This window comes from Streptomyces sp. NPDC055287 (genome assembly GCF_053646035.1).
In genome coordinates this window covers 1-25697 of the sequence record NZ_JBSHNE010000047.1, presented here as the reverse complement: position 1 = coordinate 25697, position 25697 = coordinate 1, and the positions used below count along the sequence as shown (strand labels likewise).

26 protein-coding genes and 5 pseudogenes are annotated in these 25697 nt (G+C 69.7%); 11 read left to right on the top strand and 20 right to left on the bottom strand.

Annotated features, from left to right (window positions below):
* Positions 1 to 169: 169 nt before the first annotated feature.
* From ACWIHY_RS35485 to ACWIHY_RS35455, 7 genes and pseudogenes are all read right to left on the bottom strand, one after another.
* On the bottom strand, positions 170 to 535 hold the full coding sequence (locus tag ACWIHY_RS35485) for a hypothetical protein (protein WP_454380528.1): 366 nt from the start codon (positions 533 to 535) through the stop codon (positions 170 to 172).
* Positions 536 to 691: 156 nt separating this feature from the next.
* Positions 692 to 1240 (bottom strand): hypothetical protein, encoded by a 549-nt coding sequence (locus tag ACWIHY_RS35480; protein ID WP_454380527.1) that lies wholly within the window; start codon positions 1238 to 1240, stop codon positions 692 to 694.
* A pseudogene (locus ACWIHY_RS35475) lies at positions 1234 to 1341 on the bottom strand (transcriptional regulator); the annotation flags it as partial. The gene ACWIHY_RS35480 and the pseudogene ACWIHY_RS35475, both read right to left, overlap by 7 nt.
* Positions 1342 to 1856: 515 nt before the next feature.
* A complete protein-coding gene (locus ACWIHY_RS35470; RefSeq protein WP_454380525.1) occupies positions 1857 to 2282 on the bottom strand; it encodes a hypothetical protein in 426 nt (141 codons plus the stop codon).
* Positions 2283 to 2351: 69 nt separating this feature from the next.
* Positions 2352 to 2732 (bottom strand): DUF742 domain-containing protein, encoded by a 381-nt coding sequence (locus ACWIHY_RS35465; RefSeq protein WP_454380524.1) that lies wholly within the window; start codon positions 2730 to 2732, stop codon positions 2352 to 2354.
* Between the two features lie 7 nt (positions 2733 to 2739).
* Positions 2740 to 3273: a roadblock/LC7 domain-containing protein gene (locus ACWIHY_RS35460; RefSeq protein WP_454380522.1), complete on the bottom strand. Its 534-nt coding sequence runs from the start codon at positions 3271 to 3273 to the stop codon at positions 2740 to 2742.
* Positions 3263 to 5563, bottom strand: coding sequence for a nitrate- and nitrite sensing domain-containing protein (locus ACWIHY_RS35455; protein WP_454380521.1), 2301 nt, complete (start codon positions 5561 to 5563; stop codon positions 3263 to 3265). The genes ACWIHY_RS35460 and ACWIHY_RS35455 overlap by 11 nt, the downstream gene beginning before the upstream one ends.
* A gap of 214 nt (positions 5564 to 5777) precedes the next feature.
* On the opposite strand from ACWIHY_RS35455, the gene ACWIHY_RS35450 reads away from it, so the two are divergent.
* From ACWIHY_RS35450 to ACWIHY_RS35440, 3 genes are all read left to right on the top strand, one after another.
* Positions 5778 to 6272, top strand: coding sequence for a hypothetical protein (locus tag ACWIHY_RS35450; RefSeq protein ID WP_454380520.1), 495 nt, complete (start codon positions 5778 to 5780; stop codon positions 6270 to 6272).
* Positions 6273 to 6863 carry a hypothetical protein gene (locus ACWIHY_RS35445; RefSeq protein ID WP_454380519.1) on the top strand — a complete coding sequence of 197 codons (591 nt, stop codon included), beginning with the start codon at positions 6273 to 6275 and terminating at the stop codon, positions 6861 to 6863.
* 663 nt (positions 6864 to 7526) lie between these two features.
* Entirely contained in the window at positions 7527 to 7904 is a 378-nt protein-coding gene (locus tag ACWIHY_RS35440) for a hypothetical protein (protein ID WP_454380517.1), read from the top strand.
* Here ACWIHY_RS35440 and ACWIHY_RS35435 read toward each other — a convergent pair.
* Positions 7894 to 8711 (bottom strand): IS5 family transposase gene (locus ACWIHY_RS35435; RefSeq protein ID WP_454380516.1). Its coding sequence is split into 2 segments (ribosomal slippage): positions 7894 to 8369 and positions 8369 to 8711, totalling 819 coding nucleotides; the frame shifts between segments, so codons are not numbered across the junction. The two genes, ACWIHY_RS35440 and ACWIHY_RS35435, sit on opposite strands and share 11 nt — an antisense overlap.
* A 49-nt stretch (positions 8712 to 8760) precedes the next feature.
* Between ACWIHY_RS35435 and ACWIHY_RS35430 the strand changes: the two genes are divergently transcribed.
* Positions 8761 to 9534: a pentapeptide repeat-containing protein gene (locus ACWIHY_RS35430; RefSeq protein WP_454380515.1), complete on the top strand. Its 774-nt coding sequence runs from the start codon at positions 8761 to 8763 to the stop codon at positions 9532 to 9534.
* Between the two features lie 525 nt (positions 9535 to 10059).
* Here the strand turns inward: ACWIHY_RS35430 and ACWIHY_RS35425 are convergent.
* From ACWIHY_RS35425 to ACWIHY_RS35415, 3 genes are all read right to left on the bottom strand, one after another.
* Positions 10060 to 10302 carry a hypothetical protein gene (locus tag ACWIHY_RS35425; protein WP_454380552.1) on the bottom strand — a complete coding sequence of 81 codons (243 nt, stop codon included), beginning with the start codon at positions 10300 to 10302 and terminating at the stop codon, positions 10060 to 10062.
* Entirely contained in the window at positions 10257 to 10772 is a 516-nt protein-coding gene (locus ACWIHY_RS35420) for an HNH endonuclease (protein WP_454380547.1), read from the bottom strand. Before ACWIHY_RS35420 ends, ACWIHY_RS35425 begins: the two co-directional genes overlap by 46 nt.
* Before the next feature lie 199 nt (positions 10773 to 10971).
* Positions 10972 to 11316, bottom strand: a complete 345-nt coding sequence (locus tag ACWIHY_RS35415; protein WP_454380514.1) for a hypothetical protein — start codon at positions 11314 to 11316, stop codon at positions 10972 to 10974.
* 283 nt (positions 11317 to 11599) lie between these two features.
* On the opposite strand from ACWIHY_RS35415, the gene ACWIHY_RS35410 reads away from it, so the two are divergent.
* Complete coding sequence (locus ACWIHY_RS35410) at positions 11600 to 11911, top strand: hypothetical protein (RefSeq protein WP_454380551.1); 312 nt, start codon at positions 11600 to 11602, stop codon at positions 11909 to 11911.
* 116 nt (positions 11912 to 12027) lie between these two features.
* On the opposite strand, the gene ACWIHY_RS35405 is transcribed toward ACWIHY_RS35410, so the two are convergent.
* Both ACWIHY_RS35405 and ACWIHY_RS35400 read right to left on the bottom strand, forming a co-directional pair.
* Complete coding sequence (locus tag ACWIHY_RS35405; RefSeq protein WP_454380513.1) at positions 12028 to 13440, bottom strand: FG-GAP and VCBS repeat-containing protein; 1413 nt, start codon at positions 13438 to 13440, stop codon at positions 12028 to 12030.
* A 68-nt stretch (positions 13441 to 13508) separates the two neighbouring features.
* Positions 13509 to 14936: an FG-GAP-like repeat-containing protein gene (locus tag ACWIHY_RS35400; RefSeq protein ID WP_454380511.1), complete on the bottom strand. Its 1428-nt coding sequence runs from the start codon at positions 14934 to 14936 to the stop codon at positions 13509 to 13511.
* A gap of 179 nt (positions 14937 to 15115) precedes the next feature.
* Here ACWIHY_RS35400 and ACWIHY_RS35395 point away from each other — a divergent pair, with 179 nt between their 5' ends.
* Positions 15116 to 15373, top strand: a complete 258-nt coding sequence (locus tag ACWIHY_RS35395; RefSeq protein WP_454380510.1) for a hypothetical protein — start codon at positions 15116 to 15118, stop codon at positions 15371 to 15373.
* Between the two features lie 131 nt (positions 15374 to 15504).
* On the opposite strand, the gene ACWIHY_RS35390 is transcribed toward ACWIHY_RS35395, so the two are convergent.
* Complete coding sequence (locus tag ACWIHY_RS35390; RefSeq protein ID WP_454380508.1) at positions 15505 to 15855, bottom strand: hypothetical protein; 351 nt, start codon at positions 15853 to 15855, stop codon at positions 15505 to 15507.
* Positions 15856 to 16168: 313 nt separating this feature from the next.
* On the opposite strand from ACWIHY_RS35390, the pseudogene ACWIHY_RS35385 reads away from it, so the two are divergent.
* Positions 16169 to 17042 (top strand): annotated as a pseudogene (locus ACWIHY_RS35385) (IS5 family transposase).
* Between the two features lie 15 nt (positions 17043 to 17057).
* On the opposite strand, the gene ACWIHY_RS35380 reads toward ACWIHY_RS35385, so the two are convergent.
* Both ACWIHY_RS35380 and ACWIHY_RS35375 read right to left on the bottom strand, forming a co-directional pair.
* The gene (locus ACWIHY_RS35380) at positions 17058 to 17444 is read right to left on the bottom strand and encodes a signal peptidase I (RefSeq protein ID WP_454380507.1); all 387 of its coding nucleotides are present in this window, start codon (positions 17442 to 17444) and stop codon (positions 17058 to 17060) included.
* 48 nt (positions 17445 to 17492) lie between these two features.
* Positions 17493 to 17909: pseudogene (locus ACWIHY_RS35375) on the bottom strand (transposase); the annotation flags it as partial.
* A 360-nt stretch (positions 17910 to 18269) separates the two neighbouring features.
* Between ACWIHY_RS35375 and ACWIHY_RS35370 the strand changes: the two are divergent.
* A complete protein-coding gene (locus ACWIHY_RS35370; protein ID WP_454380506.1) occupies positions 18270 to 19040 on the top strand; it encodes an HAD-IA family hydrolase in 771 nt (256 codons plus the stop codon).
* Positions 18958 to 19806 (top strand): hypothetical protein, encoded by an 849-nt coding sequence (locus tag ACWIHY_RS35365; protein ID WP_454380504.1) that lies wholly within the window; start codon positions 18958 to 18960, stop codon positions 19804 to 19806. The genes ACWIHY_RS35370 and ACWIHY_RS35365 overlap by 83 nt, the downstream gene beginning before the upstream one ends.
* A gap of 268 nt (positions 19807 to 20074) precedes the next feature.
* Here the strand turns inward: ACWIHY_RS35365 and ACWIHY_RS35360 are convergent, their stop codons facing one another.
* Positions 20075 to 20323: an SCO4226 family nickel-binding protein gene (locus tag ACWIHY_RS35360; protein WP_454380503.1), complete on the bottom strand. Its 249-nt coding sequence runs from the start codon at positions 20321 to 20323 to the stop codon at positions 20075 to 20077.
* Positions 20324 to 21160: 837 nt separating this feature from the next.
* Here ACWIHY_RS35360 and ku point away from each other — a divergent pair.
* Positions 21161 to 22230 (top strand): annotated as a pseudogene (ku, locus tag ACWIHY_RS35355) (non-homologous end joining protein Ku).
* Here ku and ACWIHY_RS35350 read toward each other — a convergent pair.
* The 3 genes and pseudogenes from ACWIHY_RS35350 to ACWIHY_RS35340 all read right to left on the bottom strand — a co-directional run.
* Positions 22141 to 22527, bottom strand: a pseudogene (locus ACWIHY_RS35350) (1-acyl-sn-glycerol-3-phosphate acyltransferase); the annotation flags it as partial. The pseudogenes ku and ACWIHY_RS35350 overlap by 90 nt on opposite strands.
* A gap of 254 nt (positions 22528 to 22781) precedes the next feature.
* On the bottom strand, positions 22782 to 24101 hold the full coding sequence (locus ACWIHY_RS35345; RefSeq protein WP_454380502.1) for a tetratricopeptide repeat protein: 1320 nt from the start codon (positions 24099 to 24101) through the stop codon (positions 22782 to 22784).
* The gene (locus ACWIHY_RS35340) at positions 24098 to 24451 is read right to left on the bottom strand and encodes a hypothetical protein (protein ID WP_454380501.1); all 354 of its coding nucleotides are present in this window, start codon (positions 24449 to 24451) and stop codon (positions 24098 to 24100) included. The genes ACWIHY_RS35345 and ACWIHY_RS35340 overlap by 4 nt, the downstream gene beginning before the upstream one ends.
* A gap of 9 nt (positions 24452 to 24460) precedes the next feature.
* On the opposite strand from ACWIHY_RS35340, the gene ACWIHY_RS35335 reads away from it, so the two are divergent.
* On the top strand, positions 24461 to 25618 hold the full coding sequence (locus ACWIHY_RS35335) for a hypothetical protein (RefSeq protein WP_454380500.1): 1158 nt from the start codon (positions 24461 to 24463) through the stop codon (positions 25616 to 25618).
* Positions 25619 to 25697: the final 79 nt, after the last annotated feature.

Below are 25697 nucleotides of genomic sequence, written 5' to 3'. Positions count from 1 at the left end.
CCCTCGCCGCATGAACCCCACCCCGACGAATCACCTCAAACCCAGCACGACAAGGCTGACGAAACTCATAGAGGCACCCCCCACTTCCCCGGCATGTTCACAACAGGACACTTCGGAGGGTGCCGTGAAAGTAAAGAGAGTGCGGTGTTCTTACGACGTCCCAACCGCCTCAGGAAACCCGTTTGATCGTCCAGGTGTTGGGGTCATGACTGGGCACCGCTGAGTACTGGCAGGCACCGCTGTAGAAGCGGTTCACCTGCACCCAGCCCGCCGGGGGCAGTGTGGAGGAACAGGCGTTCACGGTGGAGCCGATGGGCATGCCGGAGACCTGCTTGATCTTCTTCATATTGGGGTTGAACGTGGTCCCGCACGCCCAGCTGTTCCACCACTGCACATCGACCCAGCCGGACGGCGTCAAAGAGCTCGAGCACATGGTCGCGGTATCGCCGGGGGCAGCCGAGGCCGATGGCACGGTGAGCGCGACGCATGCGGCAGCGGTCAGCAGGGTCAGCGAGGCGGAACGGAGACGGACCATGGTGGTACCTCCAGATTCATCGATCTCTATGCGCGAACTCCACAATCAATACCGTTCCTCCATATGTGGCAGTAGTCAGATATCGGACTGAACTCATCGTGACCGAAAATGGGTGCCACCCGCGCTCGCTCTGCCTCGTCCCGCGCCGGGCTCAACTCACCGTCTGCCGTCGAACCGTTCGTCATGAGTGTCGGCTGGGAGCATGTCCATCTGGTCAGGGTCTGCAAATTCGGTGAGTCCGTGCACTGCGGCATGCATCCGGTCCGGGCTGTCCATGCCATCGACCCAGGTGACCATCTGGTCTTCCAGCTCGATGTAATCGCCGACGTGGTGGACAAGCTGTTGTTCATACAGCTGGGCGACTGGTGCAGCACGGAGGCGTTTGCCGACCTTGGCGGTTACCTCGAGGACCATGGGTATGAGTGGGCCGCGGGTGACGCCGTCCCGGCGCAGCTGCTCCCACGCCTGGGTGATGACCTGCCTGGCCATGTCGCCGCCGTGGTTCTTCTCCACCACGATGGCCTCTGCTTTGAGTTCCAACGCGAGTCGACAGGCTTCCAGGCCCCAGTCGTTGGCGCCCATGGAGCCGGAGCGGTCAGCGACCAGATAGAGGTGGCGTTCGAAGTCTCGGACAACGCCGATGATGCCCGTCTCGTCGCCCACGGTGGACACGCCGTCGGCGGGGTCGACGACGATGCGGGCCATGTCGCGGCCGGAGAACTGAACGGGACCACCAGCGACACCGCGGGTAGGGCCCCGGCAGTCAGCAGGTATCCGAGCTGGGCGGCCATGGCGTCAGCGTCGCCCCGTGCGCTGCCTGCCGCCGATCAGGCAGCGCACGGGCCTGCCCGTCCCGGCCCTTCCCCTTCCCCTTCCCCTTCCCCTTCCCCTTCCCCTTCCCCCGAGGCGAGCGGCCGAGGTACCGCCCATAACGCGAACGCATAAAACCGCAGGTCAGGAGTCTTTTGCGGCAGGTTCAACTGCGTCGGGGGCGGCAGAGCGGGCGTCGGATAGCTGGGCAGCTGATTGGCCGCAGCTGGTGCGGCGACGAAGAGGTGACGGCGGGCGTGGAAGGGGACCTCTTTGACGGCCCGGTGTTGGGGCTCGGTGGAGATCAGGCAGACCTTCCTCCCTCCGGAGGGCCCGGGCAGCGTGCGCCACCGATATGGTCGGGACCGGCGAGGTGGCCCGGGCGAACCCTCACGGTCTGGGCAGGGTCGAGGTCCTTGAAGGGGTCGGTGAGCGTTTCGGGCAACACGAGGAGAGGCTCCTGCCGGGAAGGCTGCGCGGAACTGAGCTGCGCGAGGATCGGTACGAGGGCTCAGCGGGTGCGGGCCCCGGCGGGGGCGGCCGGCGGGACGGGAGTGCTGCGCGGGGTACGGCCGGCCGTGCGCCTGGGCGCGGACGCGGTCCAGGCGCCGGGGAACCAGACGGCCGTGTACTGCTCGATGGCGTCGCGCAGCCCGGTGGTGACGGCCCCGTCCCACGGGGGTCGGCCGGGGCGGTGGTACTTGTCGAAGGTGCCGTACTGCTTGGTGTTCGGGCGGGTGTTGGTGGCTTCGTCGCGGCGGTGGAAAGTTCCGTGGTCCACGAAGCTGAGCGCCACCGCGTCGATCTCGCCGCGGTCCGGGTGGACGACCGCCAAACGCAGCCCGCCGTAGGTGTTGGCATGGATGGTGCCGGTGAAATCGATCCGTAGCCGCAGCGGTACGCCGGGGACGGGGGCGGCGAAGTAGGTGTTGCCCACGACGGCGTGGTCGTGGAAGGGGCCCGGAAGCGCCGGGCCTTCTGGCCCCGCGTCCGGCCCGCCCGGCGCTCACAGCTCGCGCAGCCGCTCCACGATCTCGCGCAGCAGTTCCGGGTCGGCCGCCGGACCGCCGTCCGGCGAACGGCGCGGCTCGTCGATGCGCACCAGACCGGCCTCGGCCAGGTCACCGAGCAGCACGCGTACGACGGTCAGCGGCAGGTCGACGTCCGCGGCGAGCTCGACGACCGGCCGGGGTCCGCGGCGCGCCAGGTCGAGCAGGGCGGCCGGGGCATGATCGACACCGGGCAGCCCGGTGCCCGCCTCCAGGGCCGTGACCTGCGACATCAGATCGATGACATGCCCGTCCGAGGGCCGGGTCCGGCCCCCGGTGACGGTGTAGGGCCGCACCATCGGCCCGGTCTCGTCCTCGTACCAGTGATCGTCGGTCACGGGCGGATCAGGAGCCCGCGGGGTCGGCCGCCGAACGTACGGAGGCGGCCATGTGGTGTCCGACGCGGCGGACGAGCAGTTCCATCTCGTGGGCGAGTTGTCCGACGTCCGTCTGCACCTCGCTGAGCACGGCCAGCCTGCTTCCGTCGCCCGCCGGGGTGATGAAGAGGTAGGCGTCGTCGAGCATCACCATGGTCTGGCGCACCCCGCCCGCGGCGAAGCGTTCGCCCGCCGAGCGGGCGAGGCTGTGGAAGCCGGCGCAGACGGCGGCGAGGTGTTCGATATCCCTCCGGCGCATGCCGTCCGAGCAGCTCAGCGGGAGACCGTCGACGGTGAGGAGCACGGCCTGACGGACATGGTCGGTTCTGGCCACGAGGTCGTCGAGCAGCCACCCGAGATCGGTACCGGGCCGGTCGGTGCCGTCCCCGGACTCGGAGGCGCCGCCCGTCGGCGCCAGGCTCTCGGTCTCGGGGATCCGGGCCTCGCGGATCCGGGCCTCGAGGGTCTGGGCAGGGTGCTCTGGGAGCTGGTCAGGGCGCATGGTCGACGTCGGTCCCTTCCTCGGTGTCGGTTCGCTGCGCGGGGCCGGACTGCCTGGTGCCCGGCTGCGTGGGCAGGCCCTTGCGGCCACGGTCGAGGCCGCGCTGGAAGGCTCCGAAGACCGCGCGCATCTCCTCCGGCGTGACCTCGTGTTCCGGTGTCCCGTCGGCCTCCGGTCCCGCGGTACGCAGTTCGGGTGCGAGGGAGGTCTGGCGAACCCGGGTGGGCAGCACGGGCGCGGCGGGGACCGGAGCGTCCTGCCGCACCAGGCCGACGTCCTGCTCGCGCTGCGCCGTCCGCCGCTCCTGCAGAACCGCGGTGCGCGCCCGCGAGGGCAGCCCCCGCGGGTCCGGCTCCGCATCGAGGGCCAAACCCGTGGGTTCCACCGCCGCGAGAACCGCCTCCGGCAGCAGCACCACCGCCGTCGTGCCGCCGTACGGTGAACGGCACAGCGTGACCCTGATGCCGTGCCGTGCGGCGAGCCGCCCCACCACGTACAGCCCGAGCCGGTCGTGCCGGGTCGGGTCGAAGTCGTCCGGCCTCGTGATGGTCCGGTGGGCCTCCTCGATCTGTTCCGGCGCGAGACCGAGGCCCCGGTCGTCGATCTCCAGGACGAACCCGCTCCCCGCCCGCCCGGTACGCAGGGTGACCTGGGTGTGGGGAGGTGAGAACACCGTGGCGTTCTCGACGAGTTCGGCGATCAGGTGGACGACGTCGGCGACGGCGTCGGCCGCGACGCCCACCTCCGGCATCGGGGGGACCACGACCCGCGCGTAGTGCTCGATCTCGCTCACCGCGGAGGACACCACCTCGGCGACGGGCACGGGCCGCCGCCAACGGCGGCCCGGGGCCGAGCCGGAGAGGATGATCAGGCTCTCCGCGTGCCGCCGCATGCGGGTGGTCAGGTGATCGATCCGGAACAGGTCGTCCAGGACGTCCGCGTCGTCGGTGCGCCGCTCCAGCGTGTCGACCAGTTTGAGCTGTCGGTGCACGAGCGCCTGGTTGCGGCGGGCGATGTTCAGGAGCACCGCGAACAGCCCTCGGCGCAGGGTGGCCTGTTTGACGGCGGCCTCGACGGCCGCGAGCCGGGCGGTGTTGAAGGACCGGCCGACCTGGCCGATCTCGTCGGCCACCGCCTCCGCATCTGCCAGGGGCGGCGCCTCGGCGGCGGCGTCGATCTCCTCGCCGGCGCTCAACCGTTCCATGACGTGCGGGAGCTGACGGTTGGTCAGTAGATCGACGGCGTCCCGCAGCGACTCGAGGCGGCGCGAGATGCGCCGTGCCCCGCGCACCGCGAACCACAAGGACAGTCCTACGGCGGCCAGTCCCAGCACACCGACGATTGCGGCCTTGGCCATCTCACGGTAGGCGAACTCCCGCCCGCGCTCGGCGGAGTTGATCGCCGACCGGGTGCACAGCCGCATGTACTGCTTGACGGCGCGGTCCGTGGTGGTGCGCCAGGTACCAGCCGCGACGGCCTCGCCCGCACCCTTCGCACCCGCCCGCAGCAGGGCGTCCTCACCCCGGGTCAGCTCCCGGTGGAGGTCTCCGCGCTGGAACTCCTCGAAGGGGGCGCGCGAGTCGGCCGGCAGGTCGGGCACATAGGTCCGCTCGAAGACCCGGCGGTCCTCGATCGTCGCGGTGAGGGTGTCGTACTGGCGGTCGGTGAGCGTTCCGGCGGCCCGTGCCCCGGCGACGAGCGCGTCCTCGCGGGACACGAACTCCCGCACCCGCACCAGCTCGACGACGACCTGTGCCTCGCGGGCCAGCTGTCCCGCCTGAAGTGCCGTGAGGGCGGACGGTACATCGAAACCGGGTTCCACCAGGGCGCTGTACTCGGCCACGGCCCCTTCCCAGGACACGGCGTGGGACAGCACCCGTCCACGCAGCCCCTCCAGCCCGTCGACCGAGTCGAGCACGATGTCGAGTACCTGCCGTTGGCGACCGGAGAGCAGGTCGCGGTCCCCGTACCGGATCGCGGTGCGCATCGCGGTGACGGCGCGGTCGGTGCGGCGCTCCTGCGCCAGCAGGTCGACGGCAGCCGCCGTTCCGTGGTCCTCGCCCAGGTACGCGGCCGCGAGGCGCCGCTCGATCTGGATCTGGCCGATCGCCGTGTCGACCGGCGTGCCGAAGGTGTTGTACACGTCCTGGAGACGGACGAGTGCGCGCAGTTCGCCGGTGACGGACACCATGGCGAAACTCCACAGCGTCATGAGGGCGATCACCGGAGCGAGCGCGAGGGCCACGATCCGCGTACGAACCGTGGTCGGACGGCCGAAGGGCCAGCGCATGGTCTCCCCAGGACGACAGGACGAATCGGGTGGCCGGGTGGACGTGTGGTGACCCATGGCTGTTACCCGCAGGTAGCGAGGCGGCTCAAACTAGTGGATCGTGTGCCCGGACCGCAATGGTCCGGACTGACTCACCGTTCAATGCCCACGGCCCGCCTCCCGGCCCGTCACGTCAGTCTCCGCGAGGCACGGCGAAGACGGTGACGACCGCCGCGTGGTCGGAGGGCCAGTCGACGGTCGTTTCGTCAAGGCGGAGAGACTGCTGCAAGGGCTCGCCATGGCCCTGATGCGGCTCGGCGTGGAGCTCGACATCAGGGGTGCCGACAACAGCGACTGGCTGCTTCTGGTACGGCAGCTCTACATGCTGAGCTCACTGGGCGAGCACCAGTTCGTCTCGATCGCCGGCGAGCAGGGCGCCGGCAAGACGCTGCTCGCCCCCAACCTCTATCCGGGCGCGGGCGCCTGGCTCGAGGACAACACCGGCCTGGGCGAGAAGTGCCCGGTCGCTATCGTCGAGCGGGCCGGTCTCAAGGAGCCGCGCGGGGTGGTGGTCTTCCGGCGGCCCGGCGCACACGCGGAGCGCAGCGGCCAGCTCGTGGAGCGGCGGTACTACTCCGCCGAGCAACGCGAGGAGTGGCGTCGGCATGTGAAGAGCCAGGATGCCCGGGTGCTGCTCACCCAGCTCGAAGTGCCGCTGAGTTTCTGGTAGTTGGAGGGCACTGGGTTTGTGCTGCTGCCCGGCCTGGAGCGGGGCCGGGCGCAGGAGCAGTGGCAGGAGCTGATGAAGATCGTCCTGGCTACCAGCCCGGCCGCGCTCCTGGTCGCCGACGAACGCCGGCTGGCCAACGCCGGACAGCCCGAGCTGCTGAGCCTGCTGCGCCGGGACGAGGACGAGCTGCACCTGGTGGTGGCGGTGACCCGATGCGAGGCTTCCACGCCCGAGGCGATCGAGGAGCGCACCGCACGCGCAGTGGAGGTCTTCGGGGTCGACCCGGTGGACGTCGTACCCGTGGGCAAGGACGGCAGCAGCCCGAAGGGCTGGATCGATACGCTCAGGGCGCGCATCGACGCCAAACGCGGAAGCGCCCGGGACAGCCGGCGGCTGGAGACCGACCTGATGCGTGTGCTGATCCGGCGGGATCTGGCGGGTGTCCTACGATCGGCGAAGTCGACACGTGACCGACGACGCAGGGATACGTCAACCGCATCCAGCTCGTCCCCGACGGCACCCGCCGCCGGATCCAGGTCGGCACCGAACGCCACGGCGGCACCACCGAGTGGTTCGAGCTGCACGAGGTAGAACTCACGCCCTCGGGGCTGTCGACCCCGGCCGTCGAAGAGGTCCGCCGGCTGCACACCACGCGGCGACCCATCGGCGTGAGGACGCCCAAAGCCGCGCCGGCGCAAGCCCGGCCGACCGTGCGGGTCAGCGACGAGGCGCACGACATCCCGTCGGAGGACCGCGCGACCGTCATGGCGGCCCTCGGGCAGGCGGTCGACGACGGGCGCAGCCGCACGGAGATCCGCCGCTGGTTGAACCGGGCCGAAGAGGTGACGCACGGCGGTGCCACCGCCGAGGAGAACGACCTGATCAGGGCGGCTGCCGACGCGCTGCTGCGGCTGGAGCGCGCCGTCGGGGTGCCGACACCGCGCGACCTTCAACGAACGCAAGGCCCTGTAGAAGGTCGAACGGCCCTGCTACACCGAACGGATCCGCTGGAACTCCTGCGGCGGCCTTCAGAGGGGCAGTCGAATAGGCCTCATGTCACACCGACGCAGTCAGCAAGTTCGCCGGGCCAGCGAACGGGCCGTACGAGGACGCTCCTCTCCTGCTCCAGTACCTCGCCAGCGTGGTGTCGCGCAGCCCCGCACTGTGCGGACAGCAGCCCGGCCGAGCTCGCCCAGACAGACACCGCCGGCCACAGAGGGCAGCCCCCGACCTGAGACCGTGCAACCTCAGCGGTTGGACTGGGCTCGCCGGATCGAACTGGGCGCCGTTGTCCTTGGCGTTCTCTTCTCGACCCTCGTCTCGGCGGCCGCCATCTGGTACTCCAACAACCAGGTCCGTGAGCAGGTGAAGATCAGCAGCAGGGAGTTGGACGTCGCGCAAGAAGGACAGATCACCGATCGGTACACCAAGGCCGTGGAGAACCTCGGCAACGACTCCATGGACGTCCGTCTCGGTGGCATCTATGCCCTGCAACGCATCATGGAGGACTCCGTACGCGATCACCCCACGACTGCCGACGTTCTGACGACCTTTGTCCGCACACATGCCAAGGAGCCCTATGGGAAAGCCAAAGACCTCCGACCCGACCTAAGACGATGTCCTATGTGGTGAGTCGGGCAAGTCGTTTGTAGCAACAGAGGGCGGCGGCGAGTCCGAGAAAGGCCAGGTAGTTGCGGGGGTGGCGTTCGTAGCGGTGGTTGAGTCGGCGGTATCCGGTCAGCCAGGACATGGTCCGCTCGATGACCCATCTGCGGCGCCCCAGTCGTTCGCTGGACTCGATGCCTTTGCGGGCGATGCGCACGCCGATGCGTTTGCCGCGTAACCATTTCCGCAGGTGGGGCACGTCGTAGGCCTTGTCTGCGTGGAGGCGTTGGGGCTTGAAGGAGCGGCCGCGGTGGGGGTCGTGTCTCGTTTGGTGACCCGTGATCATGGGCTTCAGCGCTTCGCTGTCGTGGGTGTTGGCTGCCGAGATGCCGACGAGGAGGGGCAGTCCGTTCGCGTCCGACAGGACGTGCATCTTGGAACCCGGCTTGCCCCGGTCCACGGGGCTGGGACCTGTGAGTTCGCCCCCCTTTTAGCCCTGACGTGGGCGGAGTCGAGGACAGCGCGGGAGAGGTCGAGAAGGCCGGCGTCGTCGAGGCGGTGCAGGATCTCCTCGTGGAGCCGGCCCCACACTCCGGCTCTCGACCAGATCAAGAACCGGCGGTGGGCCGTCGACTTCGATATCCCGAAGCACGGTGGCAACGCTCGCCAGGCACAGCCGCTGACCAGGACGTAGATGATCGCGGCGAACAGCGTCTCATCAGGCGTGTCCTGCGTCCCGCCGCCCTGCGGGCGCACTTTCGACGGCGGGATCAGCGGCTCCGCGATCTCCCACAGCCCGTCCGGAACAATCCAACTCCACGTACCCCGCCCCATGCCGAGTCCAACGAGCCAGCGCCACATAGGACATCGTCTAAATGCCGCGTTGAAGGTCGTCGCCTTCCGTGACTCGACCCGGGACAAAGACTTCAGCCCCGACCTGGAGGGCGCCCACTTGCCAGGCGCATCACTTATTCCCTATTCCCCCGGCGACGTTGCGCCCATCACGGGCGCGCAACTGAGCGGCGCGAACCTGCTCGACGCGAATTTGGACGGCGCAGACCTGCCGTACGCGGACTTGGGCGGCGCAGTCCTGGCGCGGACGGATATGTCACAAGCGGATTTACCCAACGCGAACCTGAAAGCCGTGAACCTGGACTTCGCCTACATGCTCGGTGCGTACCTCAAGGATGCGGACCTGGCCGGCGCGTACATGCTGGGGGTAAATCTGGATAGCGCGGAATTGAACGGCGCAGATCTGACCGGTGCGAACCTGACAATCGCGAGCCTGAACGGCGCGGATCTGACCGGTGCGAACCTGACTGACGCGTACCTGGACGGCACAGACCTGGAGGACGCGAAGGTATCCAAAGCGGCCTTGATCAGGTCCTATCTTTTCTCCAACACGAAGCTCCCGTCTCATCTCCCCAAAGACCCAGATATCAAGGCACGGATCGCCAGCGTCGAAGCCGAAGATCCGGACCGTCCGGCAGAGCCACCCTCCCTGCGGCCGCCCGCCCGGCGGGCTCCCTGCGGCCGCCCGCCCGGCGGTAGACTGACTGCATCTCCTGCGTCCTTTCTGATTGGCCGCCCGTGCCCAAGATGCCGGAACTGGTCAACCCTTCATGTTGATCAAATTCCTCGTAGCGGGCTGTACTGAAAGGCCTTGACCATAGTCACGAGGGTCTGGCTGAAAGCGTGTGAGGGCCCAAAGGTCCAGGGAGCCGTTCATACGGCAGGCCGCTGATATGTTCGAACAGTAAGGACCGGGCGTGCTGGTGACGGCTCGGTCCCTCGGCGTCCGCGTGACCACGGCATCCTGCTGCATCCCGTTGGATTGCGCTCACTCTGGACTGGACGCAGCGCATTGACTGGTCAGGGGGCGACGTCGCAGGAGAGGGCGGCGCGTTCCGACCGGACCCGCACCAGCGCCCGGCGGTGAGCGAGTCCGATTGCGCCTTCGGCTGCGGTTCCTCGGCCGGCGCCTGGTGGGCGAAGGCACGCTCACGCTGCCGGAGCAGGGGCTCCCCGCGCACGCGGGGATGGTCCCGAGCCGATGTCGCTGTACGGCACGCGGTCGCTGTGCTACCTGTGCACGCGGGGATGGTCCGCGCCTCTGCTTCGGCTTCCTCGGCGCGACCCGACATCGCCAGCGCGTTGCGTCGGTTCTCTGGGGCCGCCTGCTTCACTGTGTGGAGCGCGGTGAAGGCGAGTGCGGACGCTCCGCAGCCGGGGCCGCGTCCAGCTCGCCCGGCTCCAGGAACTCCGCCTTCGCGATGTCGGCCTCCAGCGACGCTCGGACATCGGCAGCGACGGCGGCGGTGTCGGACGGGTCGTCGAGGGCGGCCGACCAAGTGGCCGCAACCAGCCCGGCCTCCACCGTCAGGCGCCGGGCATGGCGGCTTCGTGGAGTCGGGAGGCTTCCCAAGAAAGCGCTTCGGTCAGGTGATGCCGATCCCGGCCTCGGGACTTGAGCTGATGACAGTTGGGGCAGAGGGCAATGGCATTGCTGCCGTGATCGCGGCCACCTTTGGCGTGTTCGATGACGTGGTCGATTTCAAGGATCGGGTCGCCACTGTCGGTGTAACCGATGGTGCGGGGGCCATGGCATGAGGGGTTTTCACAGCTCCCGCCAGACCGTAGGAGGACCGCCTTGTGGACGGCAGGGTTACGGACCCGGTGGCCGCTGGTGCGATTCGCCTGTCGCTGGTCGCGGCCGTCTTCCTCCCCCGACTCGGCCAGCCGATTCCACTGCGCGTACCGATTCGTCCTCACGACGACTCGGAGATGGCGGGGCCGAAACGGAAGAGGGCGGGGCAGAGGGAGAGCGTGTCGGCGCTCCCGATCTGCCAGCGACGCTGAGGCGGATTGTGGCCCTGACAGGGATGCGGACCACATGATCTGCAGCCAAGGCTCAAGCGCCGAGTAGCGATGCGCTTCGTCAACGACTATCAATTCAGCCCTACGCACGGGCTGGCGTGCCAGTTCCATGGCCGGAAGCCCGGCCTCAATGGTCTTACCGGCTCCGACCGTCAGGGGGTCTACCGCCCCTCCCAGCGGGGCAGTCACCATCCACCCTGTGCTCATGATGCGGGGTTCAGCCGTCCTGCGAGGGCTGCCTTGAAGCCATGCTGGCAGGGGTCTTGGTGGCTGTTCGTTGTCCACGGATTATCACCGCGCGGCGATCGTGCCACGAGGCTCTGACATTGCGGCTGGACAGCTCACGCCGCCGCGACGCCACCTTCTGCCGCGCCCGCTCGCGCAACTGCTCCAAGGCGGTTGGGTCGTCGGCGAAGGCTCGCTCGCGCTGCTGCTGCAGGGCAAGGTTCTGACGTTCGACCGCAGCCGCGATGGCCGTGTCCACCCGCCGTTCGGACACGGCGGCTTGGTGTGCGGCGAGTGCCTGTTGGTAGCCCGACGAGGCCGTATCGCGGCTCTTCACCGGGCACGCCTCAAAGGCAGAAAGTGAGACACGCGGAAACGGTGGACGCGGAGGTCATCGGCTACACAGGTCCGCCGGCGCGACCGCGCCACGTCGTCGTACGCCTGCCGGACGGGCGTCGCGCCATGTCGCAGGCCCTGACCGCCGCCACCGCCACACAAGTCGCCGCGCCTGGCGGAGGCGGCCCCGCACGCCGAGCCCGAACGGACGCGGGTGAGCCGTACAGCGCCGTGGAGACGGGCACAGTGGTGGAGGTCTTGGCGGGGACGACCCGACATGCGGTGTGCACGGTGACGAGGGTCCGTTGACTCCAGGCGGCTGCTCGTCGCACCGCGCGACCTCCCAGCGTCACCGCGGCGGGCATCGCGGGCGCTGGCGCGATCGGCCCGAGCTGATCGTGGAGGTCGGTGTCGACGTCGCCGCGACAGCGCCGGGCGGCACTCCGACCGACATCCCCCGCTTTGCGCAGAACCACAGCGGAAGCGAACACTACCCATTTGACCTGCGAATCTACGGCGAGGTGCCCGAGGAGCGGGCGCGCGCCGCGCGGGCCTCGGACGGGCAGCTTCCCGAGCTGCTGCCGCTGGTGGACTGAGCGCGGGCCGGGCGGCCGACGGGCCGGGCGGGGCCCCTTCCGGAGGGCGGTGGCGCGTGGGGGCCTCGTGCCCTACGACTCGCCACCGCCGCCCGGGGCTGTCCCGAAGGGACGGGTCAGCGCGCCAGCCACGAGCCGAACATGACGCCCTTCTCCAGCGCGCCGAGCGCCTTGGGGCCGAACGACGTGATGCCGGTGACCGTCAGGCCGCCGGCCGCGCCCCGCAGGTGCCAGGCGGCGCCGGAGTCGGCGTAGGTGCCGTCCTCCAGGGGCGCGGTCGCCGTCAGGTCGGCCTTGCCGTCCTTGTTGGTGTCCGACAGCAGGACCTGGCTGCCGAACTTGTCCTCCTTCTCGGAGGCGCCGGGCACGCCGGTCGTGGACTGCTGGAAGGCCTGCGCGCCCGTGCCGGTCAGACCGGTGCGGGAGCCCTTGAGCAGCACCGTGCTCCCCGCGTCCGCGACCGACTCGATGTCCTCGCCGGGGATGCCGACCGCGACGTCCGCGTAGCCGTCGCCGTTCACGTCGCCCGCGCTGATCGAGGAGCCGAACTCGTCGCCCTCCTCGCCGACGCCGGGCACGCCCGCCGTGTCCTGCGTGATCTTCGCGGTGCGGGTCGTCGAAGGCCCGTCCGCGGTGCCGTACTTGATGAGGATCGTGCCCTTCTGGTACGGCATGTCCTCGAAGTTGTTGCCGATGTCGCGGACGATCAGGTCGCCGTAGCCGTCCTTGTCGACGTCCGCGATCGCCCCGCCGACGGAGGCCGCGAGCGGCTTCGGGGTGGTGTTCACGCCGTCCTTGCCGCCGGCCCAGAACTTGCTGCCGTACGCCATCTCCTCGAAGCCGTGGTTGGAGACGATGTCGTCGGCGCCGTCGCCCGTGATGTCGCCCGTGACGAAACCGCCGGGGCCGAAGGTCCGGCTGGTGGCGACCGCCTGGGTGCTCGCGGCCTTGCCCTCGCGCGTGAAGGGGCCGTAGGAGATGAGCATGCCCTGGTCGTCGTTGTTGGGGTCGTCGCTGCGCGGGAAGTCCACCGTGACCAGGTCGCGCTTGCCGTCGCCGTTGAAGTCGCCGGCGGTGACGTGCCCGCCGTTCCAGGGCAGCTCGGCGCTGCCCTGGCCGGACAGGCCGGCCGCGGAGCCCCACAGGACCACGGCCTTGCCGTCGTAGCCGTTGACGACGAGGTCGGTGTACCGGTCGCCGTCGAGGTCGGCGGCGGCCGTCTCCTGGCCGAAGCGTCCGCCGCTCTCCGGGTCGCCGGGCACGCCCGGGGTGGCGCGGCCGAAGGTCTTGGCGTGCGCGGTGTCAGGGCCCGACGCGGAGCCGTAGACGACCGTCACCTGGCCGGGCGTCGTGCCCTCGTAGCCGCCGACCGCGGAGAACACGAGGTCGGCGTACCCGTCGTGGTTGAAGTCGACGAGCGGCGTGCGCGGCGGCACCGGCGCGGCCGAGGCCGAGCCGGCGGCGGCGACGAGCACGAGGGGAGTGACGAGCGTGGTGACCGCGAGGGCGCCCGTGAGGGAGCGTCGCACTGATCCTCCAGAAGAGAGAAAGACAGAGAAAGACAGGAAAAAACAGAAGGCGAGAGAGGGGGAGGGGGTCAGCCGCCGAGCGTGTGGCCGAACTTGGCGTCCTTCTCGGGGGCGCCGAGCTTCACGGGGCTGAGCGTGCCGGCGCCCGTCGTGGTCAGGCCGCTCGCCGAGCCGTAGAGGTTCCACAGGGCGCCCGAGTCGGCGAAGGCACCGTCCTCGCCGGGGGCCGTCGCGGTCAGGTCCGCCTTGCCGTCCTTGTTCAAATCGGAGAGGCTCACCTGGCGGCCGAAGTCGTCGCCCGACTCGGAGACGCCGGGCACGCCCGCAGTGGACTGGTTGTAGGCGATCGCGCCCTTGCCGGTCATGCCGCCGACGGCCTTGGACGCGCCCTTGAGCAGGATCACCGCGCCGGTACCGGTGGCGGCGTCGAGGCTCTCGCCGGGAACGCCGACCGCGACCTCCGCCTTGCCGTCGCCGTTCACGTCACCGGCGCTGAGGGACGCGCCGAAGGCGTCGTTCGCCTCGCTCGCCCCGGGAACCCCCGCGGTGGCCTGGGTGATGACCTTCTTGCGCGTGTTGCTCGGCCCGGTGGAGCCGCCGTACTGGATGGTGATGCTGCCCGGGGCGGAGTCGATGACCTCGGTGACGGAGCCGATGTCGCGGGTGATCAGGTCGCCGTAGCCGTCACCGTCGACATCGCCGACGGTGCCGCTGTACGCCGTGCCGAGGGCCTTGGAGGTGTGGCCGACGCCGGTCCTCGACCCCTTCCAGAAGCGGGCCTCGTGCTGCATCTCCTCGAAGCCGTGCGTGGTGACGATGTCGTCGACACCGTCACCCGTGAGGTCACCGGTGATGAAGGAGCGCAGACCCGAGGGGCCGTCGTCCGTGGTGATGCTGTCCTGGGTGCGCGTCTTGCCGTCGCGGGTGAACGGGCCGTACTGGATCGTCATCCCGGAGACGTCCGGGTCGTCGCTCGGGTCGGAGTTCACGACGAGGTCGCGCTTGCCGTCGCCGTTGAAGTCACCGAGGGCGAACTCGGAGTACCGGTACGGCAGAACGGTGTTCTGGCCGGTAAGGCCGTCCTTGGAGCCCCAGAGCACGGTCGGCTCGCCGTCGTCGCCGCCGCTCGCCACGAGCAGGTCGGTGTACGAGTCGCCGTCGAGGTCACCGGGGAGCGTCTGGACACCGAAGGCGAAGGTGCCCTGGAGGTCGCCGGGGACGCCGGGCGTGGCCCGGCTGATCATCTGGTGGCGCGCCGTTGCGGGCCCGGAGGCGGTGCCGTACACGACCGAGATGTAACCGGCCTTCTCCACACCGCCGACGGTGCCGAAGGGCGCCGCGACCGCGAGGTCGGCGTGTCCGTCGTGGTTGAAGTCGGTCATCGGCGTGCGGGGCGGCACGGGCGCGGCCGACGCCGTGCCGGAGGTGGCGAAGAGCGCGAGGGGGGTCGCGAGCGCGGTGACGGCGATCGCGGCGGTGAGAGTGCGGCGGGGCACTGTGCCTCCTGTGCGGAACGTGTGTGACGTAACGGGAGACGGACCACTTCGAGTGAAGGTTGTACACCACAGGAACCCCGTTACGAGATGCGGACGTTCCATCGAGTACGGCGGCCGTTCACCTCGCGACCCCCAGGCGCGCGACACTGGCCGCGGAGCGGGGCCAGGGGAGGGGCGGGATGGCGCGGGCGAGGATGTCGATGCAGGAGCTGATCCGGCGCAGGCGGCGGGCGGGCTTCGTGGGCAGACGCGAGGAACTGCGGGCGTTTCGGGAGAACTTCGACCTGCCGGTGGACGACGACCGCCACCGGTTCCTGTTCCACGTGCACGGCCCGGCGTGCGTCGGCAAGGCCCAGGTCGTGGAAGATCGTCCAGCCCTCGCCGATCAAGACCTCGACCAGCTCCTGGGTGGCGATCTCGCCTTCCGCGCCCACTAGCCAGGGCATCGCGTCCTCCGGCGGGGCCGGCTCCTCGCGTACGCCGAGTGCGATCAGCAACCGCACCCACAGCCCGGTCCGTCGGCCGGCGCCCAGGGCGGCGGCGCGGTCGGTCGCGGAGGATCCGGCGTTCACTGCTGCGCTCCCTGCCGCTGGTTGTCGTCGGCGGGGCGGGGGTCGGTGATGATGACCGGCGGGGCGGGCGAGCGGACCGTGCGCCGCTGCCGACGGACCTCGCGGATGTGGCGCACCGTTGCCACGGGGGCGAGGGTGAAGTCGTACGCGATCCGCGCGGCGAACCGCACCTGGGCCAGCCACCAGCGCACCGAGCGACGCCGGGTATTGGTGCGGCGCACCGCGTGCTTCCAGGCCCACCGGTCGACGGTGCCCTCGGCGCGCTCGAGGAGGTGGGCGCTGCCCGCCCAGTAGCCGGCCACCAGTGCGGCGGGTACGGCGGCGGCCAGCGCGTGGGGCCACATCATGCGGCGGCCACCAGCGGAGCGAACAGCTTGACGACCTCGGCCAGGTCCTCCGGGGCCCGTCCCTCGAGCGCGAAGGCAACGGCCTACAGGCTCGGGGCCTTGCGATGCCACCACGCGCTGTCAGCCCTGCAAGGGTGGATTCAGAAGAGCAAAGCGAAGATCCTGTTAGCGGTGTCGTTGAACCGAACGTGCAACGGCTCGAGGCGCTCGCACCGCGCACGGCGTCGACGTCACTGTAGATGCCCTGGTTGGTGTCGCCTACCCGCTGCACCACGGTGGGCGAGGAGGCGAAGAGCGATGAATGATCTCGGTCATGGGGCGGGGAGATCTCACGGATGAGCAGTGGTCGGTGCTGGAGCCGCTGTTGCCGAAGGGCACGAGGGCGGGGCGGCCGCCCGTCTGGCCTCGGCGGCAGTTGATCGACGGCATACGGTTCCGGGTCCGGACCGGTGTTCCGTGGCGGGACGTGCCCGTCGAGTACGGGCCGTGGGGCCGGATCTATGACCTGTTCCGCCGATGGCAGCGGGACGGCATCTGGCACCGCGTCCTCACCCGGCTCCAGTCCCTGACCGACGCGAATGGCGCGATCACGTGGGACCTGAGCGTCGACTCCACGGTGTGCCGCGCCCATCAGCATGCGGCCGGGGCCCGCAAGCAGGGCGACCTGCAGAAGGAACCGCCGGGTGGCGTGTTCACCTAGCCCGTTGATCACGGGCTGGGACGCTCGCGCGGCGGGTTCACCACCAAGCTGCACCTGGCCGTCGAGCAGGGCCAAAAGCCCATGGCGATCGTGGTCACAGCAGGGCAGCGCGGGGACTCGCCGCAGTTCGAACCCGTGCTGGAGAAGGTCCGCGTGCCCCGCATCGGGCCGGGCCGGCCACGGGTCCGCCCCAGTCGCGTCCGCGCTGACAAGGCGTACGCCTCCCGCAAGAACCGCGCCTACCTGCGCCGCCGCGGGATCCGATGCACCATCCCCGACAAAGCCGACCAGGCGCGCAATCGCCAGAAGCTCGGCTCCCGCGGCGGCCGGCCGCCCTTTCGACCCGGCCGACTACCGCGAGCGCCACGCGGTCGAGTGCGGGATCAACCGCCTCAAGAGACACCGCGCCGTCGCCACGCGATACGACAAGCTCGCGGTCCGCTACGAGGCGACCGTCCGTATTGCTGCCATCAACGAGTGGCTGTGACCATCTCTTTTAGTGTCAGGTCTGTTGGGCCTCGCCCTTTTCTGTCGCTGCATAGCCTGGCGTGGACGGCCACCGAACAGTCAGCACCACCGACTCTTCCTCCGCGAACCATGAGTGATCGACTCCGTGCCCCCACACGACGTAATCACCCTGTTCCTGCAGAAGTACGCTGCGGCCGGGCAGTTCGACGCGAAAGCGGCCGCTGATGAGGACCAGGAGAGCTGTGCGTTTCTCGCCTCTCACCCACTGCGATCGCTCATCGGCACAGGGGTGGACGCCCCATTTGATCTCTACGGACTCGCTGTGGCGCGGGTCGCCAATGTCCTTGAAGTGGCCGAGGAGCCATCCTCGGTCCAGTGCCGCATCCTGGCCCGCGTTGCCCACGTACACGCTGTCATTCACGTGGCCGAACGCTAGCAACCGGTCTCGTACTCGCTATCGGCGCTTTCGGGGCCAGCCCGGGATCATCTGGTGCTTGCTCTCGCCACGGCCGTAGGTGTGGCAGAACGAGCGGGCGTCGCTGGTGGCGGCGTCGGGCCGCAACCAGGGCGACACGTCCACCGCCAGGACCAGTCGGCCGTCGGCGGCGCGCGGCAGTGGCAGTCCGGCCAACGCAGCACGCAGCCGCCCGACGTCGAGGCAGCCTTTGTTCAGCGCGCCGTACAGGGCGCCGTGGCCGCGCCGGTGTTCGGGAGCGAGCGCCAGGTCCACCAGGGTCTTCACTGGCCCGTCGGTGCATAGCACCGCGTCGGTGAGCTCGAACAGCGCGTCGCGCCGTCCGGTCAGGCAGTCGTAGAAGACCCCCCGGAAGCGTGACAGTTCCGCGAACGGCTCGCGCTGCCTGCTCTGTTCCACCAGACTCACCATCACGGCCTTCGCGTCAAGTCCTGTCCCTCTTGGTCGAGTTCAGGACCACGCGAAGGTCGTACCGCCGTCCCGGAAACACCCGGACGAGTGATCACCAGCTCCTCTTGTTCGAGGCGGCTGGATAGATCACAAGCTCAGCGGAGAGGTCGCCCTCGCCCACTCACAATCCCCAACAGGCCAGGTCCGTAACGCCCCTGGGGTCTGGAGCGAAGACGACGGGTACCGCTGGTTCTCGCCGCACTCCACACACCACCCCCCACCATCCCCGCGGGCCCGCCAGGCCTCCGGCTGCCGGGCCCTGCCATGATCACACCTACGCCAACGTGATCCGTCGGACAAGCCACCAAACGGGTTCTGATCATGACTGTCCTCCCCTACGACGCCGTGCTCTGCGACATCGACGGCGTGCTTCGGCACTGGCCCGTCCCCGGACACGCCGATCTCGACCGCCTCCACGGACTCCCCCCAGGCACGCTCGCGGCAGCCGCCTTCACACCATCCCGACTGCACCCCGCAATCACGGGCAAGATCACCGATGAGCAATGGCGTTCTACGGTGACCGCAGACATCGCCGAAGCGTGTGGATCAATGGACCGCGCCCGCGCCGTGGTCACCGCCTGGTCCGACCTCATGCCACGCGTTGATCAAGAGGTCGTCGCCCTGCTCAAGCGCGCCCGCAAGGCCGTCACCGTCGCCCTGGTCTTCAACGCGACCACGCGGCTGGATTCGGATCTCGCTCGGCAGGGGCTGGACGTCCTCGCCGACGCCGTGGTGAACACCGCCCACATCGGTGTCGCGAAGCCAGACCCGCGTGTCTACCTCATCGCCGCCGAACGAGTCGGGGCGCCAGTCCACCGCTGCCTGTTCATCGACGACACCGCCGCCCGCGAAGTGGGGATGGCTGCCCTTCACTACCGAGGGCCCGAAGAATCTCCGAGACGCCTTCTCTCCGCTCCTCGATCCCCAGGCTCCCCAGAACGTTCAACCCCCAACCAGCTGAGGGGAAGAGCGACCCTGGGGATTTTCACGAATCCTCATCAGCACCCCGTTGCCGTGTTCGCCCGCCGCTCTCGACGCCGAGCTGCACGCCGCCCTGGCCGCTTTCGACGCTGCGGCCGCTCCGTGGCGTGAGGCCCTCGAGGACCTGGACGAAGACGTCCTCGCCGAGGCCGCCGCCGAAGCGCGGGCCTTCGGCGCCGGCCCGGCGGCCGCCGTCGACGAGCTGGTGCGCGGCCTGCTCGGGCAGTTGGCCGACTGGCAGCAGTCGATCGGCGAGCTGGGCCGCGCGCTCACCACGGCAACTGAAGACCGACCGCTACCCGGCTGGTCCACCGACGCCGGCCGCACCGAGGACATCGCGTGGCGCCAGGCCCGCACCACGCTGCTCAAGGCCGTCGCACGCCACCACCACGCTCACCTGCTCGCCGCCATCGTCGAGCTCGGCGGTGAGCTGGAGCTCCCAGCTACCCGTAACGGGCGTTCAGGGGCGCGGTCATCCCAGAAGGCTGCGCGGTCAGCGCCGGCCGCCGCCGATGCGGCGGTCGTCGGCCAGTGCGGTCAGCGGGCCGAACTCGCGGGCAAGCTGGTTCCACGTCAGAACCTCGCCACAGCGGGCCGGGAATTCCTTCGGGTTGAACTCGGGCATGGTCCAGGTGCCAGTGCCCCGGTCCCGCAGCCACAGGTCCCCGTCACCGTCGACCACAGTCGGCGGGACCGGTACGGGCTCGGCCTGATCGGTGGGCTCCCAGGTGACCCGGCCCGGGTGGGAAACGCGGCGCAGCTCGGTGGTGGCCAGCCGCGCGGCCAAGTCACGGGTGGACTCTTCGGCGTCCTTGACCGACGCGAGTCGGAATGCGTCGTCAAGTACGGGCAGGGCTGGATTCTTGCTGCGCTTTGAACTCATACGCTGACTACCTCCGGTGGGGGGCGTCACATCCGTTATGGCACCCCGTAGAGGAACACGGTATCCGAGGCGGGAGCCGGGCCGGCTACGACCACTGTCTAGGTGGAGGCGCTGGCACACCGGGCGGTGGGGCTAGGTGGTGGCAAGCGCGCTGAGGGGCCCGTGGCCGGGCGCGGCAGGGGCCCCTCAGCGCGCTTCCCACCCCTGGGCTTCCCCGATCCTACGAATGATCAGATCCGACCCGCTTGAAAGGTAGGACAAGCTAGACGGCAAGCGGCACGGGGTGGATCTCGGCGGCTGGGTGACCGGTTCGCTCATGTATGCGCTTCACCGCATCGGCGGAGGGCGCCTCGGAGAGGCAGTACACGACTCCCGCCTCAGGGTCGGCCCACGCCCGCTCGAAGTGCACTCCTTCTTCCGCCTCAATTTCCAGATCCGCCCGGTGCGCCGCCGACAACTGCTCAGCCGTGATGCCCTTCATGTCGTGGTGCACGTCCATGAATGTGGTCATCGCCTGCCACCTCCGGTTATCTCGTCGGCTCATGGCTTCGGCACGGCTGACCAGGCGCGAGCCCAGCCCCGGGTGCCGACCTTCTCCTACCATCGTGCGCCCGCGCGCCGCACCAGGCGAGCCGAGGTTGTCGCCTCATACGGGGTCGTCCGCTGCCAACCCTGCGGCGAGGCCGCGTTCCTCTGGCAACGGACCACCGCCCATAGAGAGGAGGCACACGCCATCAGGCCCGCCCGGGCGAGGACGTAGTCAGCCAGCCTGGTGACGTGCGGCACGTCCAGGCGGATACTTGACAGATGGACGTTTCCGCGCCGAGCGTCTCCGACCTGCGGAAGCGACTCGGCAGCAGCCTGTTCACCCGCGTCGCGGGCCCCGCCTAGAACTCATTGGCACCCCCCTACGACCGACGGGCCCTCTGGCTGAACCACCGTGTCCGGCCAACGCCGATGTCGTTATCCGGGAGACGCGTGCACCATCGGTCCCCCACGGAAGCGCGCTGAGGGGCCCCTGCCGCGCCCGGCCACGGGCCCCTCAGCGCGCTTGCCAGCGGGGCAGCCGCGTTAGGCGCGACGGCGATGCCATAGAACCTGGAAGGCCGCTTCTCGGTGCCCGGGGCGACGCGGGGCGTGAACAAAGACGAACTGCAGCGGCGGGGAGGCTCGCTCCAGGGACGGCCCGGCGTACGTCTCCTGCCAGTGGCTGCGCGGGGCGCGGGCGGCGCTGGCGCGCCCGCTCGGGGTGCGGCCGGTAGGCGTCGTTGCGCTCCAGCGTCGTCCGCCCAGCCCCAACGGCACGGTTCAAGGTGCGATCAGGGCTGGTCAGGAGTGCGATGGGATCATGCCGCAGACCATTGCCAAGTTGTCGATCTCCTGGGGTCTGGTGGTGATCCCGGTGACCGTGCATGCCGCGACCGCGCCGCACCCGGTCCCTCTGCACCAGGTCCACCCCCGATACGGAGGCGGCCGGGTACGGCTCCGGCGCATCTGCGAACGCGAGGGGATCGAAATCCCGTACGAAGAGGCAGCTCCTGGGTGGGAGTCCCACGATGGCCGGGTGGTTGTCCTCTCAGAGCAGGACCTCGCCGATCTGCCGCTGCCGAGCTCGCCCAAAGCGATCGAGGTCCTGGCCTTCGTGCCCGCGGATCGGGTCGACCCGATGCTGCTGCACAAGCCCTACCACCTCGGAGTCGGCGACCCGGCCGCCGCGCGCGCGTACGCCCTGCTGCGCGCGCGATGCGCGAGAGCGGCCTGGTAGCCGTCGTACGGGTCACGCTGCGCACCCGCGAATCCATGGCCGTTCTGCGCGTCCGAGAACAGGTGATCGGAATGCAGACTCTGCTCTGGCCCGATGAGCTGCGCGGCACCGAGGACATCGCCGTCCCGCAGACCGAGCCGCCGCGCCGTCAGGAGCTGCAGATGGCCCACTCACTGATGGACACGGTCACCGCCGACTTCCGCCTGGACGAGCAGCAAGACGCTTACCGGCACGCTCTGGAGCAGGTCGTGACCGCCCGGCTCGAGGGCCTGGAGCCGCCACACGCCCCTGCCACCGTGTCCGTCGAAGGCAGAGTCATGGATTTGATGGCGGCATTGGAGCTGAGCGTGAAGGAGGCGGAGTCACAGCGCCGCACCAAGCCAGCCCCGAAGAAGAACGCGCCAGCCGGGAAGGACAACGCCGGGAACCGGCTGACCGCTGCAGCGTGCCCTCAGACCGCCGATGCCTGCTCCGCGGCAGGTCGCCGGCTGCTTGGGTCTGCTGCCCAGCGTCGGCCTGCCCGGCGTCCGATGCACGTGGCCGCTGGCCGGGCAGGGTGTCAATCAGGCCGCGAGCGCAGCGGGCTCGCCGAGGTGCTGGGCGGCGGTGCGCCAGGCTGCGGTGACGGCGTGGTGCGCGGCCGCGCTCGCTGATCTGATTTCGGTCGGCAGGTGGACGGGGGCACCGACGTGCACGTGCAGTCGAGGACGCCGGGCGGGGGCTGTGAGGAGCCCGGCCACCTGCTTGGTACGGCTGCCGGAGGTAATCCGGCGGGCGCCGGCCTGGCCGATCGGAATGATGGGGGCACCGGAGGCGGTGGCCAGGCGAGCGGGGCCGCTGCGGAAGGCTTCGGGGGCGGCTTCTGCGGCGTCCCTGCGCTGGGGAATGCGCCCCTCGCCGTAGATGAGCACGTGGCGGCCGGCTTCCAGCGCGGCGGCAGCGCGTGACAACGGGATTCAGCGGTAGCCACAGAGATCTACGACGTACGGCGTCGACGGCCCGGGGTGGGCGGCCGTTCCTGACCGCCCGTGCCGTCGGGGCGGTGCTGTGGATGCTGACCGCCGGCGGCGGGAAACCCCAGGCGTGCCAGGCTGCTCGACGTCGTCTCCCCTCCGTCTGCGTGGCCCTGACGAGAGTCTCGTGACAGGCATCCCAGGCGGCGCCCCGGCACCAGCGCATGGGCAGCAGAGGCACCTCCTCCAAGTCATGCCTGGTGGCCGACCAGGCGTGAGTGAGTGGCTGTCACCATGCCGAGGTACGGGGCGACGAGCCCTGGTTCCCGCTCCGCGATCGCCTGCCAGATCGGAAGGGCTTCCCTGATGCTGTCCCTGGCCGCCTCCAACTCGACGTCCGCGAGCAGCCGGGTTCTGGCATGCGCGTACAGCGAGAAGGCGAGGTGATCCTCGTGTGTGGCGCGGTGACCGGCGGCCAGCCTACGGCTGAGGCCGACCGCTTGCGCGGTGGCGCGTAGGGCCTCCTCGTATCCGGCCTCAGCCAGCCGCAGGCCGTGGTGCGGCAGTGCCCAAGCGAGGACGGGGTCATGCGACACCGCTTCCACCTCCACCAACTGCTCGCAAAGGGCGACCGCTTCTGCGGACACGCCGAGGGCTTCCTCCTGCGTCTTCGGGTCGATCGCCAGGAGCCGGCCGAGGAGGACAAGGGAGAAGGCCAGCAGTTTCGCGTACGCGGGGTGGGTGTCGGCCAGGCCGCGGGCGATGCTGACGGCTTGCCGGGCGCGGGGCAGGCCCTCGGCCGCACTCCCCCGCTCCACGAGGTGTACGCCCAGTCCGGAGCAGGACAGGCTCCGGAGCACTTCATGTGCGTCGGTGCGGGGCAGGGCGTCAGCGATGTCGCCGGCCCGTCGGAGGGTCTCCTCCGCTTCCGGCCGTGCGGCGTTGTGCAGGAGGCCACCGAGGACGCACAGCGACTCGGCAAGCAGAGGCTGGTGGGTGTCGTCCTGCCGCACGAGGTCGTTCAGCAACTCGACCGCCTCCTCGGCGACGGGCAGGGCTTCGGGGCGGCGCCCCGCCTGGGTCAGGTTCGTCACCAGGCACGACAGGGACAATGCCAGCTGGGGCGTATGCCGGAGAGGGTCGCCCTCCGCCAGTGTCCGGTGGGCTGTCACGGCCTTCCGTAGGGTCTCCGCCGCATCGTCATAGCGGCCCAGCGCGGCGAGTTGGGTCGCGAGGACGAACAGCTCATTGCCGTATGTCGGCCGATGGACCACGGCGTGCTCCCGCTCCAACAGGCGTGCGCTGACCTCCACCGACTCCTCCAGCACCTGGAGGGCTTCGGTCACGTGCCCAGCCCTGGACAGCATCAGCCAGAGGCCGGACAGGGCTGTGGCGAACCGGGATTCGTGGATTTCCGGGTCGTCCCGCATGAGGCCGCGGTACAGCTCCACCGCTTCCGTCGCCACGGGAACGGCGTCCTCCGCCCGTCCCATGTCGTACAGGCAGCCCATCTTGTTGAGCAGGGCCATGGCCAGGGCGGGTTGCGACCGGCTGGCCGGACCGGTCGTCATGAGGCGGCGGTGAATGTCAACCGCTTCGTCCACCGCCGCCAGGGCCTCGTGCAGCCTCCCTTCTGGAAGCCCGCCAACACCTCAGCGACGCCCACCAGGACGAAGAACGCCCAGACGCGGCCGCCTTCGGCACCGCCATCGACGCGATCCTCGGCTTCTCCGCGGGCGCTCCCCTCCCCGACGACGCCAGAAGCCAACTCGACGACGCCGTCCTGGAGCTCCGCCTCAACCTCCTGGGACTGCCATCCGGGTGGCGCACTCCGCGCCTGGACACCCTCACCGCCTGGCAACACCTCCTCGACACCCTCACCCGCGCACAGCACGCGGACCGCCCCGGAGCCTGGCTCCACGCCGCCGCCGTGATCAGCGACCTCGTGGACGTCTACACCGCCCACCGCACGCTCGACCTGTTCGCCCCCTCCGCGACTCACCCGGCCGGCCTCCAGCCGCGGCCCGCCGCACCAGCGGCCACGCACGGCCTGCACGCCCTCCTCGCCCCCAGGGTCGAGGCCACCCTCCTCGCATACGAAGGCGGACTGGCCCTCCTGGACGAGTGGCTGGAAGAACTCGCCGAGGACCCTGGCCGCGACCAGGACCCAACCACCACGCTGGTCCAGGAACAAACCGTACGACTACGGCAAGCGCTGGACACCGGGGGTGGTTCACCCTCCCCAAAACCTGATGGCCCGGCGGCATCACTCGCCGGGCTCGGGCTCTCCCCCGCAGACACCGAGCGCCTGCAGAACCTGCTGGCAGACGTCCCGGAGCTGAGTGAGCGGATCGCCGCGATGCTCGCCTCCCGGCAAGCGGCCCAGCCGGTCGACGAGGTGCCCGTCATCGCCACGGTGTTCCGAGACACCCATCACCAGCTGAAGGAGCAATGCCCGGACGGATACGTCGGCCAGTTCGCCGCCGCCGTGGACCGCATGGTCCTGTACCTGCTCCGGTTCGTCGACCTGCGGCTGTCGGAGACACAGAAGTACGGGGGACAGGCGCGGGCCTACCTCCGCCAACTCAAGAAGGACGAGGACAAACCTCGCGAAGCCGAACTCGGCCGCGACCTGCGAGACTTCCTACGCGGCCAGGGTCTGCGGGTGCGCATGGAGGAAACCAACGTCGGGGGCGGCCGCGTCGACATCGCCTGGCAGCCACACACCGAACTCATTACCCTGGAGCTCAAACGGGACTGGACCGAACCCTCCTGGGACGCTTACGCCAAAACCTACGGGCCCCAAGCCGTTTCGTACCAGGTCGCCGGCCCATCCGTGAACTTCCTCGTGGTTCTGGATCACCCCGAAGCCGCACGGTCTCGCGGCCATCGCTGCGTGTATCCAGGTCCGCACCCTTCCGGGTCCCGCCGGCGACCCCCGCCCCCGCACTCTGATCATGGTCCGCGTTCAGGGCAACAAACGAGACCCCAGCGACGTGTAGCCGGTCATCGCCTCCGGCGTGCCCACATCACCACCAGAGCGCCGTCGGGTCCGTGGGTGAAAAGCCCGGGTGAAGCTTCCCCTTGATCTTGGACACCTGGAGACTGGGACGTGAGGTTCCAGAGGAAGTAGTGCCAGGTGGGAAGCAAGTACACGAAGCGGTACT

Excerpts from the sequence above, each read along its gene's own strand:
- ACWIHY_RS35485 (WP_454380528.1), bottom strand. The coding sequence starts at position 535 with ATGGTCCGTCTCCGTTCCGCCTCGCTGACCCTGCTGACCGCTGCCGCA.
- ACWIHY_RS35480 (WP_454380527.1), bottom strand. The coding sequence starts at position 1,240 with ATGGCCCGCATCGTCGTCGACCCCGCCGACGGCGTGTCCACCGTGGGC.
- ACWIHY_RS35460 (WP_454380522.1), bottom strand. The coding sequence starts at position 3,273 with ATGCGCCCTGACCAGCTCCCAGAGCACCCTGCCCAGACCCTCGAGGCC.
- ACWIHY_RS35455 (WP_454380521.1), bottom strand. The coding sequence starts at position 5,563 with ATGCGCTGGCCCTTCGGCCGTCCGACCACGGTTCGTACGCGGATCGTG.
- ACWIHY_RS35420 (WP_454380547.1), bottom strand. The coding sequence starts at position 10,772 with ATGTGGTCCGCATCCCTGTCAGGGCCACAATCCGCCTCAGCGTCGCTG.
- ACWIHY_RS35395 (WP_454380510.1), top strand. The coding sequence starts at position 15,116 with ATGGCGCGGGCGAGGATGTCGATGCAGGAGCTGATCCGGCGCAGGCGG.
- ACWIHY_RS35390 (WP_454380508.1), bottom strand. The coding sequence starts at position 15,855 with ATGATGTGGCCCCACGCGCTGGCCGCCGCCGTACCCGCCGCACTGGTG.
- ACWIHY_RS35370 (WP_454380506.1), top strand. The coding sequence starts at position 18,270 with ATGACTGTCCTCCCCTACGACGCCGTGCTCTGCGACATCGACGGCGTG.
- ACWIHY_RS35360 (WP_454380503.1), bottom strand. The coding sequence starts at position 20,323 with ATGACCACATTCATGGACGTGCACCACGACATGAAGGGCATCACGGCT.
- ACWIHY_RS35345 (WP_454380502.1), bottom strand. The coding sequence starts at position 24,101 with ATGACGACCGGTCCGGCCAGCCGGTCGCAACCCGCCCTGGCCATGGCC.